Here is a 16757-nt window from a genome sequence, read left to right as displayed (position 1 = left end):
GCCCGTCGATCATCCCGGCTACGGTAGGACGTCATGAGATCCGCGCACGTCATGATCGCCGCACCGCTCGCCCTCCTCCTCGCCGGCTGCGGGGGCGTGGCCGACGGAGCGGCGGCGTCGCCCCCGCCGTCCCGGGCCGCCGCCTCGCGGGCCTCCGCCGGTGCCACGCCCGCCGCGAAGGCGCCCGGCTCCGGCCGGGACGGCGCGGAGGAGCGGCCCGCCGCCGGCGCCGGCGTGCCCGCGCCCGACGCGCCCATCCCGTCCGACCCGGCCGAGCTGGCCGCCGCCCTGCGCACGACGACCACCGACCTGTACGCGGCGATCGACCGCTGGACCAAGGGCGGCCAGGAGAGCCCGCCCCAGGACGTCGTGCTGCTCTCCCTGCACCAGCAGCGCATCTACCGGGTGCTGGCCCGCGACGCGGCGCTGACGCGGCGCACGGCCGAGCGGCTGCCGGCGCGGCTGGCGGCCGAGGCGCGCGACAACGCCACGGCCGTGGGCCGCCTGCTGTCGCTGGCCCGCCCCATCAGCGCCGCCCGGCGCAAGCAGATGCGCCTGGCCGAGCCGCTGCCCGCCGAGCGGCTGCGCGGCTACATGACGCGGGCCGAGAAGCGGTTCGGCGTCGACTGGGAGGTGCTGGCGGCCGTCATGCTCGTGGAGACGAAGTTCGGCCGGGTCACCTCGTCCAGCTCGGCGGGGGCGCAGGGGCCCATGCAGTTCATGCCGGCCACGTGGCGGCAGTACGGGCTGGGCGGCGACATCCACGACGCGCGCGACGCGGTCCTCGGGGCGGCCAACTACCTGAAGGCGTCGGGCGCCCCCGGCGACTACCGGCGCGCGCTGTACGCCTACAACCACTCCGACCACTACGTGGACGCCGTCCAGGCGCACGCCCGGCAGATGCGGCGCGACCCGCGCAGCTTCTACGCCTACTACAACTGGCAGGTGTTCGTGCTGTCGGCGAAGGGCGACGTGCGCCTCACCGGCCCCCGCTGACCTCCGGCCCGCGCACCGGGGGCCGGACCGCGGCGAGCGCGGCGGCCAGGCAGGCCACCGGGATGGCGGGCAGCACGTACCGGTGGTCGAAGTCGAGCGCGGCCACCGGCGCGACGAGCAGGAACACCGCGAACGCCCAGGGCAGCAGCGCCGGGCGGCGGCGTCCCACCGAGCCGAGGCCGCCGGCCAGCAGGACCACGCCGAAGACCGTGCCGTGCAGGAACCACGGGTAGCGGTAGGCGGCCAGCGCCGAGGCGTACGGCTCGACGGAGCTCATGCCGCGGATGCCCGGGTCGTACTCCCGGCGCACCTTGCCGACGAGCGGCTGCTCCTCGGGCAGCGGCCAGGAGCCGAGCGGGAACGTCGTCGTCGGGCTCACCCGCCTGGGGTGCCGCACGGGCTCCCAGGTGAAGGCGAGCGCGGTGTCGCCCGCCACCGCGCGCAGGTAGTCGAGCGGCTGGGCGGCGATGGCCCGCAGGGCGAAGGAGCGGGCCAGGTCGTTGTGGGCGAACCGGCCGCCGGGCAGCAGGTTCAGCGACGCGCCGGGGGCCCACACGTACTCGGAGGCGGCGTCGGCGACGGTGCCGTTCGGGCAGAGCACGGCCTCGTCCGCGGGCGGCCGGATCACCGAGCAGTCGGCGAACGTCATCGTGCGGGCCCACAGCGCGACCCCGTCGGAGCCGCTGAGCGCGAACCTGCCGTGGTGCTGGGCGTACCAGCCGGCGTAGCCCAGCAGCGGCAGGACGCCGGCGACGGCCGCGGCCGCCACCCGCCGCCACCCCGCCCGGCGGATGAGGAGGTGGAGGACGACGATGCCGAGCAGCGGGGCGGCGGCGGTCCGGGTGAGCCCGGCCATCGCGACGAGCAGGCCGGACAGCGCGGCGGCGCGGGTGGAGACCTCCTCGCGCCACATCACCACGAGCAGCGCCGCCACCACCAGGAAGATCACCTGAAGGTCGGAGAGGATCGCGTGCTCCAGCCGCAGGAACGACGGGTCGAACAGCACGGGCGCGGCGGCCAGCGTGGCGCCCCATCCCGGCAGCGACCGGCGGCGCAGCAGCGCGTAGATCATCACGCCGACGCCGAGCCCCATCGCGTGCTGCACGCCGGCGACCAGCTCGACGCTGTGGAAGGGCCGCAGCAGCCACAGGAACCAGGAGTACCCGGCCGGGTGGAAGGCGCCCTGCGGACGCAGGTGCACGGCCGTGTCCAGGTAGGTGAACGAGTCGTACCAGTAGAGCTGCGCGGTGTCGTACCCCAGCATGACGAGCACGCGCAGCGCGACGGCGGGCACGAGCGCGATCCCGAACACCAGGTGTCCCCGCAGGCGCCCGCCGGGCCGCCACCCGCCGTCCTGCGCGCGCGAACGGATGGACGCCGCGAAAGCGGTCGCCATGGAAGCCCTCCCCCGGAACGGACCGGGCGGTTCCGGTCGAAGGGGACGTAGTCCAGCGGGTGGGCGCTAACGTGAGGATCACCACATTCGGTTATGCCCGCGTTATCCCGGCCCGGGCATACTGCCGGGGTTTTCGCGTCATATGGGGGCTGAATGCGTGTTCTGATAGCCGAGGACGAGCGGATGCTCGCCGACTCGATCGCGGAGGGGTTACGCGGGGAGGCGCTCGCCGTGGACGTCGCCTACGACGGCGACGCCGCGCTGGAGCGGCTCGGGGTGCACGACTACGACGTGCTCATCCTCGATCGCGACCTCCCGGCCGTCCACGGGGACGACGTCTGCGCGCGCGTGGTCGAGGCGGGCTGGCTGGTGCGGGTGCTCATGCTGACCGCGGCGGGCGACGTGCGCTCGCGCGTGGCGGGGCTGTCGCTGGGCGCCGACGACTACCTGCCCAAGCCGTTCGCGTTCGAGGAGCTGGTGGCGCGGGTGCACGCGCTCGGCCGCCGCGCCCGCAAGGCCGACCCGCCGATGCTGGAGCGGGCCGGCGTGCGCCTGGACTGGGCGCACCGGCAGGTCTTCCGCGGCGGCCGGTACGTGCCGCTGGCGCGCAAGGAGTTCGGGGTGCTGGCGGAGCTGCTGCGCGCGCGGGGGGCCGTCGTGTCCGCCGAGGAGCTGTTGGAGAAGGTGTGGGACGAGAACATCGACCCGTTCACCAACACCGTGCGCACGACGATGATGAAGCTGCGCAAGAAGCTCGGCGAGCCGCAGGTCATCGAGACCGTGCCGGGATCGGGGTACCGCATCCCTTGACTTCCTCCCCACGGCTGGAGCCGGGGGATTCCCACCCTCGCGGGTCAGGTTTCCTGCTTCACCGCCAGTCGCCCGCCGGGCCTGCGCCCTTGAGGTCTTACACCGGCTCCACAGGCGTTTCACCTCTTCGCCAGCCCGGCGGCGAGGATGTTGATCGCGGCGTTGACGTCGCGGTCGTGCAGCGCGCCGCAGGCACATTCCCACGCCCGGACACCCAGCGGCATCTCCTCTCGCAGAGTGCCGCAGGCCGAGCACGTCTTCGAGGAGGGGAACCAGAGGTCGATCACGATGAGTTCCCGCCCATACCAGGCGCTCTTGTACTCCAGCATGGACCGCATCAGACGCCAGGAGGCGTCGGAGATGGAGCGGGCCAGGCTGTGGTTCCTGCCCATGTTGCGGACGGCGAGGTCCTCGATCATGACCGTTTGGTTCTCACGGACGAGCCGAGTGGTGAGCTTGTGCAGGAAGTCCCGCCGCCGGTCGGCGATCCGGGCGTGAATACGGGCGAGTGCGACCCTCGCCTTCTGCCGGTTGGCCGAACCTTTCTGCTTACGGGCGAGATCCCGCTGGGCTCGGGCGAGCCTGCGGCGGTCGGCCCGGTCGTGCTTCGGCTTGACGATCTTCTCACCGGTGGACAGCGTGGCCGGCGTGATGATCCCAGCATCGACGCCGACCCGGCTCTCGGCCGGGGGCAGCGGGCGGATCGTCTCCTCGACCAGGATCGACACGAACCAGCGCCCGGCCGCGTCCTTGGAGACGGTCACCGTGGACGGCCTCGCACCCTCCGGCAGGGGCCGCGACCACACGACGTCCAGCGGTTCGCGCATCTTCGCCAGGGTGAGCCGCCCGTCCCGCCACGTGAAGGCCGAGCGGGTGTACTCGGCCGACGCCCGCGACTTCTTGCGGGACTTGAAGGCGGGGTAGCCGGCCCTGCGGGCGAAGAAGTTCGCGAACGCCGCCTGAAGGTGGCGCAGCGCCTGCTGCAGCGGAACGCTCGACACCTCGTTCAGGAACGCCAGTTCGTCGGTCTTCTTCCAGGCGGTGAGCGTGGCCGAGGACTCCACGTAGGAGACGCGGCGACCTTCCGAGGTGTAGGCGCGGGTGCGCTCGGCCAGGGTCTTGTTGTAGACCAGGCGCACGCAGCCGAACGTCCGGGCAAGCTCTTCGGCCTGCTCGGAGGTCGGGTAGAAGCGGTACTTGTAGGCCCGCTTCACGAGCCGCGCCACGCCTCACCTCACGCCCGGCGATCGCTTGAGAGTCGCTTCTATGTTTGCAACCACAGAGCGGCGCCGTGCCGCTTTTCCCCAGGGCTGAAGCCCGGGGTCTCCACGCTCAGGGAGATTCGATGAGCATGCGCATGCGCTTCGCCGTGGCGTCGGCCGTCGTCACGGCCGTCGTCGGCACGCTGGTGGTCGCGGGCGTGTACCTGACGGTGCGGCACAGCCTGCAATACCGCAGCGGCCTGATCACGCCGCGCTACATCACCGTTCAGAAGCAATGGGGGATCGGCCGCGGCGACATGTACTACGAGGTGGCCCGCGAGCGGGTCATGCAGGTGCGCGCCGTCTACGAGCGCGACACGCTGGCCAACGTGCGCACGATCGGCGCGCTCGCCGTGCTCGCCGCCGCGGGCCTCGCCTTCGGCGCCGGCCGGCGCGCCGCCGGGTGGGTGCTGCGGCCCCTCAGCGACGTCACCGAGACCACCCGGCGGGTCGCGCAGAACCACGACCTGACCGAGCGCATCGCCTACGACGGGCCGCACGACGAGCTGAAGGAGCTGACCGACTCCTACGACACCATGCTCGGCCGGCTGGCCCGCTCCTTCGACGGCCAGCGGCGCTTCGTCGCCAACGCCTCGCACGAGCTGCGCACCCCGCTGACCATCAACCGGACGCTGGTGGACGTGGCGGTGCGCCGCCCCGACGCCACCGACGACGTCAAGCGGCTCGGCGAGTCGCTGCTGCTCGTCAACGCCCGCCACGAACGGCTCATCGACGGGCTGCTGGCGCTGGCCGAGGGCGAGCAGGCGGTGCTGGACCGGCGGCCGTTCGACCTGATGGACGTGGCCGAGCACGTGCTGGACCTGGCGGCCGACGAGGCGGCCGAGCGGGAGGTGACCATCCACCGGCTGCTCGACACCGGGCCGACCACGGGCGAGGCGGTGCTGGTGGAGCGGCTGGTGCAGAACCTCGTGGAGAACGCCATCCGGCACAACCACCCCAAGGGCGAGGTCTGGGTGACGACGCGGCAGCGGGCCGAGCGGGTGGAGCTCGTGGTGGCCAACACGGGCCTCCAGGTGCCGCCGTACGAGATCGAGACGATCTTCGAGCCGTTCCGGCGGCTGCACGGCGACCGGCTGCGCTCCGACCGGGGCAGCGGGCTGGGGCTGTCGATCGTCCGTGTGATCACGGAGGCGCACGGCGGGACGGTCGTGGCCCGGCCACGCGAGGAGGGCGGCCTGACGATCACGGTGGAGCTGCCGGCGGCTGTTCCCTAGGGGCGGCGAAGCAGGTCGTCGGGGACGCCTGCGGCGGCGAGGAGGTCGAGGCTGTCGGTCCGCTCGAAGATCATCGACTCGACGAGCGGCCGGAGCCGGTCGTGCTCGGCGCCCATGGCCACGAGCATCGTGACGATGCGGGCGCGCTCGTCGAAGGGCAGGCCGGTGTCGAGGGCCAGGGCGCGGGTCAGAGCGCCGAGGTAGAGGTCTAGGTGGGGCAGCTCGTCCCAGACCTCCGCGAGGTCCTCGTAGAGCGAGATGCGCTCCGTGGTCTCAGAGCCGGTCTCCAGGAACAGATCCCTGACGACGAGGGGGAGCGCACAGATGCGGGCGTCCCGTCGGACAAGAAAAACCGCCTCGTCCGGCATCAGCAGGTCGGCCGCCACGTCGAGGAGATAGGGGCGCTCCTCCGGGAACGTGTTCACCCGCATGAGCCGGGGACGTCCGTCATGCTCGCCGAGCCACCAGGTGGACATGGTCGGGTCATCCGACTCGGGGATGCCACCGAGCTCGATGTCGCCCATGTTTCGGCGTGCCGGCACGACCCTGATCAGTCCGTGCCAGCCGTCGGGGCCGAGCTGGCTCTTCCACAGGTGGGCGTAGCCACGCCACTGCGCGAAGTGGTCCTCGTCCCCCAGCACCTCCTTGACGCTCACGGGTTCGGGCGACACCGCCACCAGCAGCAGCACCAGGTTCGCCGAGTACGCCGCCAGCCGCCGCGTCACCGGGTGCCGTACCGGGACGAACTCCGTGAAGGACCGCCTCCTGCGCTCGTACAGCGCGCCCCGCACCAGCCCCGCCAGTGCCTCCGCCGCCCGCGACCGCTCCGGGCCGGGCAGCGCGCGCAGCAGCTCCGTGGCGAAGCCCACCACCGGCGCCCGCTCGGCGAGGCACGAGAACGAGGTGATCGCGTACAGCAGGTCGTCGTCCGGCGGGCCCGTCAGCTCGTCCTCGGCCAGGGCGTGCCGCCTGACCAGGTCGCGCACCGCGTACACCGCCAGCCAGGCCACCAGGAACTCGCCGAACGTGGCGTGCAGGAACTCGTAGCTGCGCGCGCGGTCGTCGGCGGGCCTGGCCTCGTTCTTGTGCACGAAGAAGAACCGGCCGGTGACCTGCTGCGCCCAGTCGACCGAGGCGTCGTCGCGGTGCTCCCCCGTGCCGCACAGCGCCGGGAGGTCGCGGTTGAGGGCGGTCTCGGCGACCACGGGGCGGCCCCGGGCGAACATCGACAGGGCGACGGCGCCGAGCCGCACCAGCTCGCGCTCCACCAGCCGGCGCTGCCGGGCCGCCGGGAGGGCGCGGACGCCGGGCTCGCGCAGCACCTCCCGGGTGGCGAAGTCCTTGATCAGCGACTCGTAGAGCTGCGCCCGTCCCAGCTCGCCGCCGCCGCGCTGGAGCGCGTTGCCCGTCGCGTCGTACAGGGCGAGCAGCAGGAGGAGCAGCGGCAGCCGGGCCAGCTCTCCTTGGGCCAGGGCGACGGGGGCGGGCAGCGGCTTGAGCGCGTGCCGGGCGAGCGGGGCGCGGTTGGTCTGGTCCCAGATGTCGAGCCAGGCGCGGACCTGGTCGTCGTCGAAGGGCAGCAGCTCGACGGCGAGCACGCCGCGCGGGAAGCGGACCCGGTCGGCCACGACGGTGCGGCTGGTGACGACGACCGCGACCGGGCGGCCGAGCCGGGCCTGCCGCGCCTGGAACTCCTGGACCTGTTCGAGGTAGTCGTAGCGGGTGGTGCCGGCGGCCTGGATCAGCTCGTCGAAGCCGTCGAGGACGACGACCGGCAGCGCCCCCTCCGCCGATTCCAGCAGATCCTGATATTTCACCTCCTCATCGAGGACGGCGGCCAACCCCTGCTCGATCTGGGACGTCACCGTGGACTCGGCGGCCACGTCCCGCAGCGCCACCCGGATGGGCAGGAACTCGGAACTGGCCAGCCGCGCCGCCAGCACCTCGGTCAGCTTCGACTTGCCCGAGCCGGGCTCGCCGAGCACGACGAGCGGCGCCTGCGTGGCGCGCAGCGAGGTGAGGTGGCCGACGAGGAACGCCTCGGCGTCGGGCAGCTCCGCCTGCTCCTCCCACCAGCCGCGCACGGCGGGCGTGGCCTCGCGGGTCATCTCGGCCACGCGGCAGCGCGGGTTGATGTACCCCTCGCCGAGCAGCGGCAGCGCGATGCCGTCCGGGGCCTTGCCGGAGGCCATGAGCGGCTGGTCGAGGGCGCTGGCGGCCAGCCGGAGCAGGTGGACGCGCGGCCGGTCGCCGGCCCGGGGCGGCGCCAGCTCGGCCAGCAGCCGCGCCACCCGCGACAGTCCCGCGCCGAGCGCCTGCGTCTCGGTCACCAGGCTCCACACCCCGAACTCGGGACTGTCGAGGGCCAGCAGCCGGTAGTCGTCGTCGTAGCGGCGCAGCGCCCGCTCCGGCGGGCCCTCGGCGAGCAGCGCGGGCAGGCGGATCCGGTCGTCCACCGCCAGCTCGTCCCACACGGCCAGCCCGCGTACGTACCGGGCGACGGCCTCGGACATGCGGCGGTACGCCTCGCCGACGGCCCGCCGGGTCTCGGCGTACGGGCGGTGCGGCTCGGGCATCGGCAGCCGCGCGGCGAGCAGCCGCTCCATCAGCTCGGCGAACCCGTCGGCCGGCGCTCCCCCGGCGGCGAGCGCGCCCTGAGCGCCGCGGTCGAGGCCGAGCCGGCGCAGGTCGAAGGGGAGGTCGCTCTCGTCCAGCGCCCGGAAGTAGGCGGAGACGACGACCACGGCGTGGGCGGCGGCCAGCCGCTGGGTGCGGGTGAAGCGGTTGACGCCGGTGCGCCGCTCCGACACGCGCCGCAGCACGTCCTCGCCGTAGCGCAGGACGTCGTTCTTCAGGTCGAACAGGCTGAGCGCCATCTGCGCGCCGCCGGCCAGGGCCCAGCCGGTGAGCCCCGCGGTCGCGGCGAACTCGGCCACCTTGAACAGCCGGTTCTCGTTGCAGCCGAGGATCTTCAGGGCGTCCGCGTAGCTGAGCGTGTCCGTCATGGGGCCTCCGGGACGGGGGATGTCCCATCATGGCGCGTTCCAGGCCGGCTCGCGGGGATTCCCGCCGCCGACCGGCCGGGGCCCGCGGTCAGAGGGCGTCGGAGATCTCCCCCAGCACGGCCGGGTCCTCGATCGTGGACGGCGTGCGGTAGGGCCGCCCGGCCGCGATGTCGCGCATGGTGCCGCGCAGGATCTTGCCGGAGCGGGTCTTGGGCAGGCGGCCGACCACGACGGCCCGGCGGAAGGCGGCGACCGGGCCGACGCGCTCGCGCACCAGCGCGACGACCTCCCGCTCCACCTCGGCCGGGTCGCGGTCCGCGCCGGCCTTGAGCACCACGAACCCGACCGGCAGCTCGCCCTTGAGCTCGTCGGCCACGCCGATCACGGCGCACTCGGCCACGTCCGGGTGGGCGGCGATGACCTCCTCCATCTGGCCGGTCGACAGGCGGTGGCCGGCGACGTTGATGACGTCGTCGATGCGGCCCATGACGAACAGGTAGCCGTCCTCGTCGACATAGCCGCCGTCGCCGGTCAGGTAGTGGCCGGGGTAGCGGGACAGGTAGGAGGCGGCGAAGCGGGCGTCGTCGCGGTAGAGGGTGGGCAGCGTGCCGGGCGGCAGGGGCAGGCGGATGGTGATCGCGCCCTCGACGCCGGGCGGGCACTCCTGGCCCGCCGGGTCGAGGACGCGCACGTCGTAGCCCGGGACGGACTTGGTGGGCGAGCCGGGCTTGACGGGCGGCAGGCCGAGCCCCGCGCAGCCGGCCGCGACCGGCCAGCCGGTCTCGGTCTGCCACCAGTGGTCGATGACGGGGACGCCGAGCAGTCCGGCGGCCCAGTGGTAGGTGTCGGGGTCTAGCCGCTCCCCCGCGAGGAAGAGATACCGAAGACCCGACAAATCCCATTTTTTCGTGAAATCTCCGGCGGGGTCTTCCTTCTTGATCGCCCGGATCGCGGTCGGCGCGGTGAACATGACCCGCACGTCGTGCATGGCCGCCACCCGCCAGAACGCCCCCGGGTCGGGCGTGCCGACCGGCTTGCCCTCGTACAGCACGGTCGTGCAGCCCCTGAGCAGCGGCCCGTAGACGATGTAGGAGTGCCCGACGACCCAGCCGACGTCGGAGGCGGCCCAGAACACCTCGCCGGGCGCGACGCCGTACACGTTGCCCATGCTCCAGTGCAGCGCCACGGCGTGGCCGCCGTTGTCGCGCACGACGCCCTTGGGGGCGCCGGTGGTGCCGGAGGTGTAGAGCACGTACAGGGGGTCGGTCGCGGCGACGCTGACGCAGGCGGCCGGCTCCGCGCCGCGCAGGGCGTCGGCCCAGTCGAGGTCGCGGCCCTCGACGAGGCTCGCGGGCTGCTGCGGGCGCTGGAGGATCACGCAGTGCGCGGGGTGGTGCCCGGCCTGCTCCAGCGCGGCGTCGAGGAGCGGCTTGTACGCCACGATCCGGGACGGCTCGATGCCGCACGAGGCCGACAGCACCACGACCGGGCGCGCGTGGTCGATGCGCACGGCCAGCTCGGCCGCGGCGAACCCGCCGAACACCACGGAGTGGACGGCGCCGAGGCGCGCGCAGGCCAGCATCGCGATCACGGCCTCGGGCACCATCGGCATGTAGATCACCACGGTGTCGCCGGCCTCGACGCCGAGGCCGCGCAGCATCCCGGCGGTCCGCGCCACCTCGTCGAGCAGCTCGGCGTAGGTGTAGGCGCGCACGGAGCCGGTCACGGGGCTGTCGTGGATCAGCGCCGTGCGGTCGCCGTGACCGGCCAGGACGTGCCGGTCCACGGCGTTGAAGCACGTGTTGAGCCGGCCGTCGGGGAACCACCGGCCGTCGCGCAGGACGGTCGCGGGCGCCACGTCCCAGTCGATGCCCGCGGCGGCCTCGGCCCAGAAACCCTCGGGGTCGTCGATGCTGCGCCGGTAGACGGCGTCGTAGGTGCTCACCCTTCGATCAGATCAGCGCCCGGGCGCCGGGCGCAAGGGCCCCGCGCGGGCGCGGGCGCCGACCTGAGGGGCCCATGGGGCCGGCGGGGCGAGGGCAGGCCGTCAGGAGGGCACGGCCGGTTGGAGGTAGATCGTGGTGGCGTGCGGGACGCGGTCGCGGATGCGGCGCTCGGTGTCGGCCAGGGCCCGCGACGCCTGCCCCATGTCCTGCTCGGCAGGCATGATCACGCGGGCGGCGACGAGCACGTCGTCCGGCCCGAGGTGCAGGGTGCGCAGCTCGGTGAAGGAGCGGATCGCGGGGTCGCTCTGCAGGACGTCCTCGATGGCCCCCTGCACGGCCGGCGACGCCGCCTCGCCGATGATCATGCTCTTGGTCTCGCGCGCCAGGATGAGGGCCACGACGACCAGCAGCAGGCCGATGGCCACCGAGCCGATGCCGTCGAACTGGGTGTTGCCCGTGACGAGCGACAGCGTCACGCCGACGAGCGCGAAGCCCAGCCCGGCCAGCGCCGCCGTGTCCTCCAGCAGCACCACGGGCAGCTCGGGCGCCTTGGCCTCCTTGACGAAGCGGGCCCACGACCGGCCGGCGCGCACCCGGTTGGAGTGGCGCACGGCCGTGCGCAGCGACATGCCCTCCATGACGATGGCCACGAGCAGGACGCCGATGGCCCACGGCCAGCTCTCCAGCGGATGCGGGTGGGTGATCTTCTCGTAGCCCTCGTACAGGGCGAACAGGCCCCCGCCGAAGAACAGCACCACGGACACCAGGAAGCCGTAGAAGTAGCGCACGCCGCCGTAGCCGAAGGGGTGCGCCCGGCTCGGCCGGTGCGCCGACTGTCTGCGCCCCAGCATCAGCAGGAGCTGGTTGCCCGAGTCCGCGGTGGAGTGGATGCCCTCGGCCAGCATGGCCGACGACCCCGTGAAGAAGAAGGCCACGAACTTGGACACCGCGATCCCGACGTTTGCGGCCAGCGCCGCTACTGTGGCCTCTTCTGATCCGTCCTTGCTCACCGTCGCCGACTACCCGCGCGGACGAGGATCTACCGCGGTGTCTCCGTCTCCGTCTCCGTCTCCGTGGAGTGACCGGAGCTCCCCGGAGCTCCCCGGAGATCCCCGGAGATCCCCGGAGATCCCCGGAGATCCCCGGAGGGATGGGACGATGAGTGATGGGAGGCGAGGCCATGGGTGCTGAGGGGTGGAGCGAGCGGGCGAGGGCGCTCTACGAGGAGGCGGTGTTCGGCGGCGACGACGGCGCCCTGGCCGCGGCCGGCCACGAGCTCGACGCGGTCGAGGCCGGCCTCTCCCTGGCGCGCGGCCGGATCGCGCACGCGCGCTTCCTGCGTGACGGCGAGGAGGACCCCGACGAGCTGCCGCTGTTCCTGCGGGCCCGCGGCCTCTACCGGTCGCTGGGCGACACGCGGGGCGAGGCCGAGGCGGTGTTCTGGCTCGGGACGTACCACCAGGTCGTGCGGCACGACCACGACACGGCGCTGCCGCTGCTGGAGCGCTCGTACGCGCTGGCGAGCGCCGCCGGCGACCGGCTGACCGCGTCGTACGCGGCGCGCCACCTGGGCATCGCCGCGCACGCCGCCGGGCGGCTGGACGTGGCGCGGGAGCGGCTGGAGGAGTCGACGCGGCTGCGCCGGGAGGTGGGGTTCCTGCCCGGCGTCGCCGCGAACCTGGTGGGCCTCGTCCACGTCGCCCTCGACGAGGGGCGGCGCGGCGACGCCGAGGCGCTGGCGGCGGAGGCGGCCGAGCTCGCGGAGGCGGGCGGCGCCAAGGCGATCCTGCGCCAGGTGGAGGAGGCGCGCGCCCGCCTGGCCGCGTCCACCTGAGCGGCCACGCCCCTTCCCGCCGCGTCCGCCTGAACCGCCGCGCGCCCGTCCCGCCGCGGCGCCCTGAACCGCCGCGCGCCCGTCCCACCGCGTCTCTCTGAGTGGCCGCCGTCCGCTGAGGGCGCGGCCCCGGCCCGCGGGGCGGTGTCGCGGGCCGGGGGGCGGTGTCGGGGGCCGGGGGGCGCGCCGGTCGGAGCAGCGGAATCGGCCGGAGGATCAGGGCCGGGCAGGCGGCGATCAGAGCCGGCCGGACGATCAGGTGAACCGGACGATCAGGTGAAGCAGTTCCTGCCGGTGTTGATGCACGTGACGACCGTCCGCATGAGCCGGTCCGACATCACGACGACGGCGCCGGCGTGGGCGGTCTGCGGGGCGTGGCGCTCGCTGGCGAACGAGTCCAGGGCGAAGGGGACGTCCGTGCCCTCCGGACGGGCCTCGGGCAGCTCGCCGTACACGAGCGTGACGCGGAGCTGCGGAACGGCGCGCGTGCCGGACGGGCAGGCGCCGTCCTCGCCGGGGAAGACGAGGTGCGAGCGGTGGGTGGCGCTGTCGGTGTTCTCGCCGTCCCAGCAGCTCGGCATGTCGTGGACGCGCACGAGGTCGCTGCCGGAGGGGCAGATCGGGTACTTGCCGGTCAGCCGGTCGGTGAAGCCGGTGCAGCTCCAAGCCGCGCGGACGTTGTCGTCGCCGTTGGTGAGCGCCCTCGGGTCGCCGGAGAACAGGCGGAGGAAGCGCGGCATCGCCGTGACCCGGGAGACGGGGTTGCCGCGGTACTGGATGCGCACGGCGGTGGGCTCCACCGGGGTGCCGACGTTGTTCTCCACGGCCTGCCGGGCGCCGTCCGCCTGCGCCGTCGAGGCGGCGTCGGGCTGGGCGGTGAGGGTGTCGTCGGGCAGGGCCGTGAGGGTGTCGTCGGGCAGGTCGGTGGGGCCGGCCTCGGGCGGCAGGTCGGTGGGGCCGGCCTCGGGCGGCAGGTCGGTGGGGCCGAGATCGGTGGGCGCGTCGGCCGGCAGGTCCGTCGGCAGGTCGCTCGGCGGGTCCGTCGCCTCGGGGTCGGCGGGGGCGGCCTCGGCGCCCACGTCCCCGGCGGCGCGGGTGCGCAGGGCGGGCCAGAAGTACGCGGACTGGTCGGCGCGGTTGGCGCAGGTGGTGGTGGACGCGGCCAGGCTCTCGTTGGTGGAGAACGCGTCGGTCGTGGTGTTGCCCACGTAGTCGACGAGCTGCTGGGCGCCGTCCTGGACGCCGGGCGCGATGACGAGGTTGTCCTCGTTGGCGTGGGACTCCCTCGGGACGCCGCAGCGGGAGAGGAACGTGCCCCGGGAGCCCCTGCCCGTGCTCCGTGGCTGCTCGGCGCGGGCGACCTGCCGGATGTCGACGAAGTCGTCGGCCGTAGGCCCGATCGCCGACGGGTCCGCAGCGTCCGGCGCCGCCGTGGCGGAGGAACCCGGCGTGCCGGAGGTGGACAGGGAGCACGCGGCCAGCCCGTCCAGGCCGGTCGGGCGGGCGGCGACGCGGCCGATCGCGATCGCGATCCGGTCGATGGCTGCGGCCCGCTTGTCCTCGAGCGGCCCGAGGATGGCGTTGCGCACGAAGTTCGGGCCGCCCTGCCCCACGGACGACACCAGCCGCGCGTTCGCCTCGGCGATCTGCTTGTCGAGCTGGGCCAGGTTGCGCTGGACCTCCTCCCTCGCCGCGGCCGGGATCTCCTTCAGCCGCTGCTTGACGCCCGGGCAGACGATCGTCCGGCCGGTGGCGGGGGCCGTGGCGCCGCCGGTGGGAGCGGCCGTGCCCGTCGCCGTGGGCGCCGCGGTCGCGGTGGGCGCCGCGGTTCCGGTGGGCGCCGCGGTTCCGGTGGGGGCGGCCGTCGCCGTGGGGGCCGCCGTTCCGGTGGGGGCCGGGGCGCCCGATCCGGACAGCGCGCACGGGGCCAGCGCGACCAGCCCTTCGGGACGGGCGGCCACGCGGCCGATGGCGGTGGCGATCCGGTTGACGGTCGCGACCCGCTTGTCCTCCAGCGGTCCGAGGATGGCGTTGCGCACGAAGTCGGGACCACCCTCGCCGGCCGACGACACCAGCCGCGCGTTCGCCTCGGCGATCTGCTTCTCCAGCAGCGCCAGGTTCCGGTCCACCTCCTCCCGTGCCGCCGCCGGGACGGCGGGCAACCGGTCCGCCACGCCCGGGCAGACGATCGTCTCGGCGCTGTTCGCACCGGCGGACAACCCGACGCCGGACAGCCGTAACACGCCAGCCCCCTGCTGCGGTGACGGGCCCGTCGCAAGCACCAGCACGATGCCGCCGAACAGGGTCAGCCAGGGTGTGAACGGACGTCCACGCGACGTATCTCGCATGCGACACTCCTCCCGGTTGATGAAGCAGATCCGGAAGATCTGCTTTTCGCCAGGTACGGCGTCACCGGTCCGGCGGTTCAGCTCCCGGTGGACGAGGGCCGCGCCGCGCCGCCTCCCGGAGCTCCCGGTCGTAAGCGGTTTCCGAGGTGAGGGGCGCGAGCCGCGTCCCGGCCCGGCCCCCTTGCGGAGCGGGCTTCCGGGAGGCCCCCGGAGGAGGTCAGGAGGCGGTCGCGAGACGGGGCAGGAGCTCGGCCGCGTCCCGTTCCGGCAGGTCGATGCCGAGGCGGTCGCGCAGCACCGCGACCAGGCCCGGGGCGGTGGCGGCGCCGGTGTCCGCGCGCACGATGCCCTCGATGCGGATCCGGGCGCCGGGGGTCGTGCGCTGCGCGAGCACGTGGCGGGTGAACGGCGAGTGCGGGCTGGTCGCGACGTAGTGGTTGGCCACCTCGAAGTCGCTCGGGTAGTGCGGTTCCTCCTCCCGGAACGCGTACAGCTCGGTGTCGCCGGCGCGGCCCAGCGTCCAGGTCGAGCTTCTCGAGGTCCCAGGTCATGATGTCCAGCCTGCGGGGTGCGGGAGGTCGCCGCGGCGCTTCGGGGGATTTGCGGCAGGGGGGCCGCCGCGGGACGGGCCGCGTCCGCCAGGATGAGAGTCGTGGCCACCAACGACGATGACACGCTGCCCCTCCAGCCGCCGGTGCGGCTCCCCTCCGAGGCCGAGCTGGCGGCGGCCGTACGCGCGACGCCCCTGACGACGGCCCTCCTGCGCGCCACCGCCCCCGCGACCGGCACCGAGACCGAGACCGGATCAGGGGCCGGATCAGAGACCGGCGCCGGATCCGAGGGCGGGCGTGCGCTGGACTCCGCGACGAGCGAGGCGGAGGCGGCGGGCGAGGCGGAGGCGGCGGGCGGCGAGGAGCTGCTGGACGAGGCGGTCCGGGAGCGGGTGGCGGAGGTCCTGCGGGAAGGGGAGGACCCGCAGATCCTCCGGACGTGGACGGAGGTGTGCCGCGACGTCGTCCTGCGCGACGAGCAGGTCTTCCTGCGTCTCGTGCGCCTGTTCATGCGGCGCGAGCGGCTCGCCGGAGCGCCGGGCGTCCTCGGCACGCTCGGCCTGGTACGGCGGGTGGCACAGGATCCGCCTCCCGCCGTGACGCGGGGACGGGGCCGCAGGACGGGGAGCGGACCGGCGGACACGGAGACGACCGAGCTGTACGCGCTGAGCCCGCTCGGCTCGTGGGCGGCCAGAGGGCTCATCAGCGAGGCGTCCGGCCAGGACATCCCGGTCATGGGGTCGTTCGCGTCGCGGGACGCCGCCGCGCTGCTGCAGGGGCTGCGCTCGTACCCGGAGCCGGAGCGGCTGGAGGAGCTGACCGGCTGGCTGGCCGGCAGGGACCGGGGCGCGGCGGCCGAGGAGGTGGGTGCCGCGCTGGCCACCGCGAGCCCGCTGGGCCGGGCCGTCGGCGTGGAGCTGCTGGCCACGGACTTCGGCGACGAGGGCAGGCAGGTGCTCGACCGGCTCATCGACACGCCGCGGCTCGGGGCCGTGATCGCGGCCCGCCTGGGCCGGGACGAGCGTCCCTCGACGCCGGAGGAGATCGCGTGGGCGCTGGTGGACATGGCGGCGACGCTGCTGGAGTTCGGCGGCGAGACGGACGAGGTGATCGCCTCGATCGCGATGGGCATGGACGCGGAGGAGCAGGCGGGGACCCTCACGCTGTTCGCCCTGGGTGACCATCCGTGGACGGCGCAGGTGCTCCGGGTGTTCATCGACCACCACCCCGACCAACGCGTCGCCGCCGCCGCCCGCAAGGCGCTGCGCCGCCTGCATGGGCTGGCCTCGATCCGCGGTTAGCTCCGGTCTTCCGACGGGGCGGCTGCGCGCGGAGAGCCGTTCGGGCGGGCGGCCGCGTTTCTCGCGGCCGCCC

At 74.1% G+C, this 16757-nt stretch carries 11 protein-coding genes and 1 pseudogene; 5 read left to right on the top strand and 7 right to left on the bottom strand.

The window, feature by feature from the left end:
- Positions 1-33 precede the first annotated feature (33 nt).
- Positions 34-996 carry a lytic transglycosylase domain-containing protein gene (locus HTZ77_RS15580; RefSeq protein WP_175590316.1) on the top strand — a complete coding sequence of 321 codons (963 nt, stop codon included), beginning with the start codon at positions 34-36 and terminating at the stop codon, positions 994-996.
- On the opposite strand, the gene HTZ77_RS15575 is transcribed toward HTZ77_RS15580, so the two are convergent.
- A complete protein-coding gene (locus HTZ77_RS15575) occupies positions 980-2392 on the bottom strand; it encodes a hypothetical protein (protein WP_235994756.1) in 1413 nt (470 codons plus the stop codon). The two genes, HTZ77_RS15580 and HTZ77_RS15575, sit on opposite strands and share 17 nt — an antisense overlap.
- Before the next feature lie 153 nt (positions 2393-2545).
- Here HTZ77_RS15575 and HTZ77_RS15570 point away from each other — a divergent pair, with 153 nt between their 5' ends.
- Positions 2546-3202 (top strand): response regulator transcription factor, encoded by a 657-nt coding sequence (locus HTZ77_RS15570; protein ID WP_175590315.1) that lies wholly within the window; start codon positions 2546-2548, stop codon positions 3200-3202.
- A 44-nt stretch (positions 3203-3246) separates the two neighbouring features.
- Here HTZ77_RS15570 and HTZ77_RS15565 read toward each other — a convergent pair.
- Positions 3247-4428, bottom strand: a pseudogene (locus HTZ77_RS15565) (RNA-guided endonuclease InsQ/TnpB family protein).
- Positions 4429-4547: 119 nt separating this feature from the next.
- Between HTZ77_RS15565 and HTZ77_RS15560 the strand changes: the two are divergent.
- The gene (locus HTZ77_RS15560; protein ID WP_175590313.1) at positions 4548-5699 is read left to right on the top strand and encodes a sensor histidine kinase; all 1152 of its coding nucleotides are present in this window, start codon (positions 4548-4550) and stop codon (positions 5697-5699) included.
- On the opposite strand, the gene HTZ77_RS15555 is transcribed toward HTZ77_RS15560, so the two are convergent.
- From HTZ77_RS15555 to HTZ77_RS15545, 3 genes are all read right to left on the bottom strand, one after another.
- Positions 5696-8704: an NACHT domain-containing protein gene (locus HTZ77_RS15555; RefSeq protein ID WP_175590312.1), complete on the bottom strand. Its 3009-nt coding sequence runs from the start codon at positions 8702-8704 to the stop codon at positions 5696-5698. The two genes, HTZ77_RS15560 and HTZ77_RS15555, sit on opposite strands and share 4 nt — an antisense overlap.
- Before the next feature lie 88 nt (positions 8705-8792).
- Entirely contained in the window at positions 8793-10649 is a 1857-nt protein-coding gene (locus HTZ77_RS15550) for a propionyl-CoA synthetase (RefSeq protein WP_175590311.1), read from the bottom strand.
- Between the two features lie 102 nt (positions 10650-10751).
- Positions 10752-11660 carry a cation diffusion facilitator family transporter gene (locus tag HTZ77_RS15545; protein ID WP_175590310.1) on the bottom strand — a complete coding sequence of 303 codons (909 nt, stop codon included), beginning with the start codon at positions 11658-11660 and terminating at the stop codon, positions 10752-10754.
- Positions 11661-11830: 170 nt separating this feature from the next.
- Here HTZ77_RS15545 and HTZ77_RS15540 point away from each other — a divergent pair, with 170 nt between their 5' ends.
- Positions 11831-12484 (top strand): tetratricopeptide repeat protein, encoded by a 654-nt coding sequence (locus HTZ77_RS15540; RefSeq protein ID WP_175590309.1) that lies wholly within the window; start codon positions 11831-11833, stop codon positions 12482-12484.
- 272 nt (positions 12485-12756) lie between these two features.
- Here the strand turns inward: HTZ77_RS15540 and HTZ77_RS15535 are convergent, their stop codons facing one another.
- Positions 12757-14832 carry a DUF1996 domain-containing protein gene (locus HTZ77_RS15535; protein WP_175590308.1) on the bottom strand — a complete coding sequence of 692 codons (2076 nt, stop codon included), beginning with the start codon at positions 14830-14832 and terminating at the stop codon, positions 12757-12759.
- Between the two features lie 217 nt (positions 14833-15049).
- Complete coding sequence (locus HTZ77_RS15530) at positions 15050-15349, bottom strand: arylamine N-acetyltransferase (RefSeq protein ID WP_175590786.1); 300 nt, start codon at positions 15347-15349, stop codon at positions 15050-15052.
- 135 nt (positions 15350-15484) lie between these two features.
- Between HTZ77_RS15530 and HTZ77_RS15525 the strand changes: the two genes are divergently transcribed.
- A complete protein-coding gene (locus HTZ77_RS15525; RefSeq protein WP_175590307.1) occupies positions 15485-16684 on the top strand; it encodes a hypothetical protein in 1200 nt (399 codons plus the stop codon).
- Positions 16685-16757: the final 73 nt, after the last annotated feature.

It is taken from the genome of Nonomuraea montanisoli (assembly GCF_013363975.1).
In the GTDB taxonomy this organism is placed as follows: Bacteria; Actinomycetota; Actinomycetes; order Streptosporangiales; family Streptosporangiaceae; genus Nonomuraea; species Nonomuraea montanisoli.
This window is presented reverse-complemented; position numbering and strand designations above follow the sequence as displayed.

What these genes read in the sequence shown, in the direction of transcription:
- HTZ77_RS15580 (WP_175590316.1), top strand. Translation starts at nt 34, where the DNA reads ATGAGATCCGCGCACGTCATGATCGCCGCACCGCTCGCCCTCCTCCTC.
- HTZ77_RS15575 (WP_235994756.1), bottom strand. Translation starts at nt 2,392, where the DNA reads ATGGCGACCGCTTTCGCGGCGTCCATCCGTTCGCGCGCGCAGGACGGC.
- HTZ77_RS15570 (WP_175590315.1), top strand. Translation starts at nt 2,546, where the DNA reads ATGCGTGTTCTGATAGCCGAGGACGAGCGGATGCTCGCCGACTCGATC.
- HTZ77_RS15560 (WP_175590313.1), top strand. Translation starts at nt 4,548, where the DNA reads ATGAGCATGCGCATGCGCTTCGCCGTGGCGTCGGCCGTCGTCACGGCC.
- HTZ77_RS15555 (WP_175590312.1), bottom strand. Translation starts at nt 8,704, where the DNA reads ATGACGGACACGCTCAGCTACGCGGACGCCCTGAAGATCCTCGGCTGC.
- HTZ77_RS15540 (WP_175590309.1), top strand. Translation starts at nt 11,831, where the DNA reads ATGGGTGCTGAGGGGTGGAGCGAGCGGGCGAGGGCGCTCTACGAGGAG.
- HTZ77_RS15535 (WP_175590308.1), bottom strand. Translation starts at nt 14,832, where the DNA reads ATGCGAGATACGTCGCGTGGACGTCCGTTCACACCCTGGCTGACCCTG.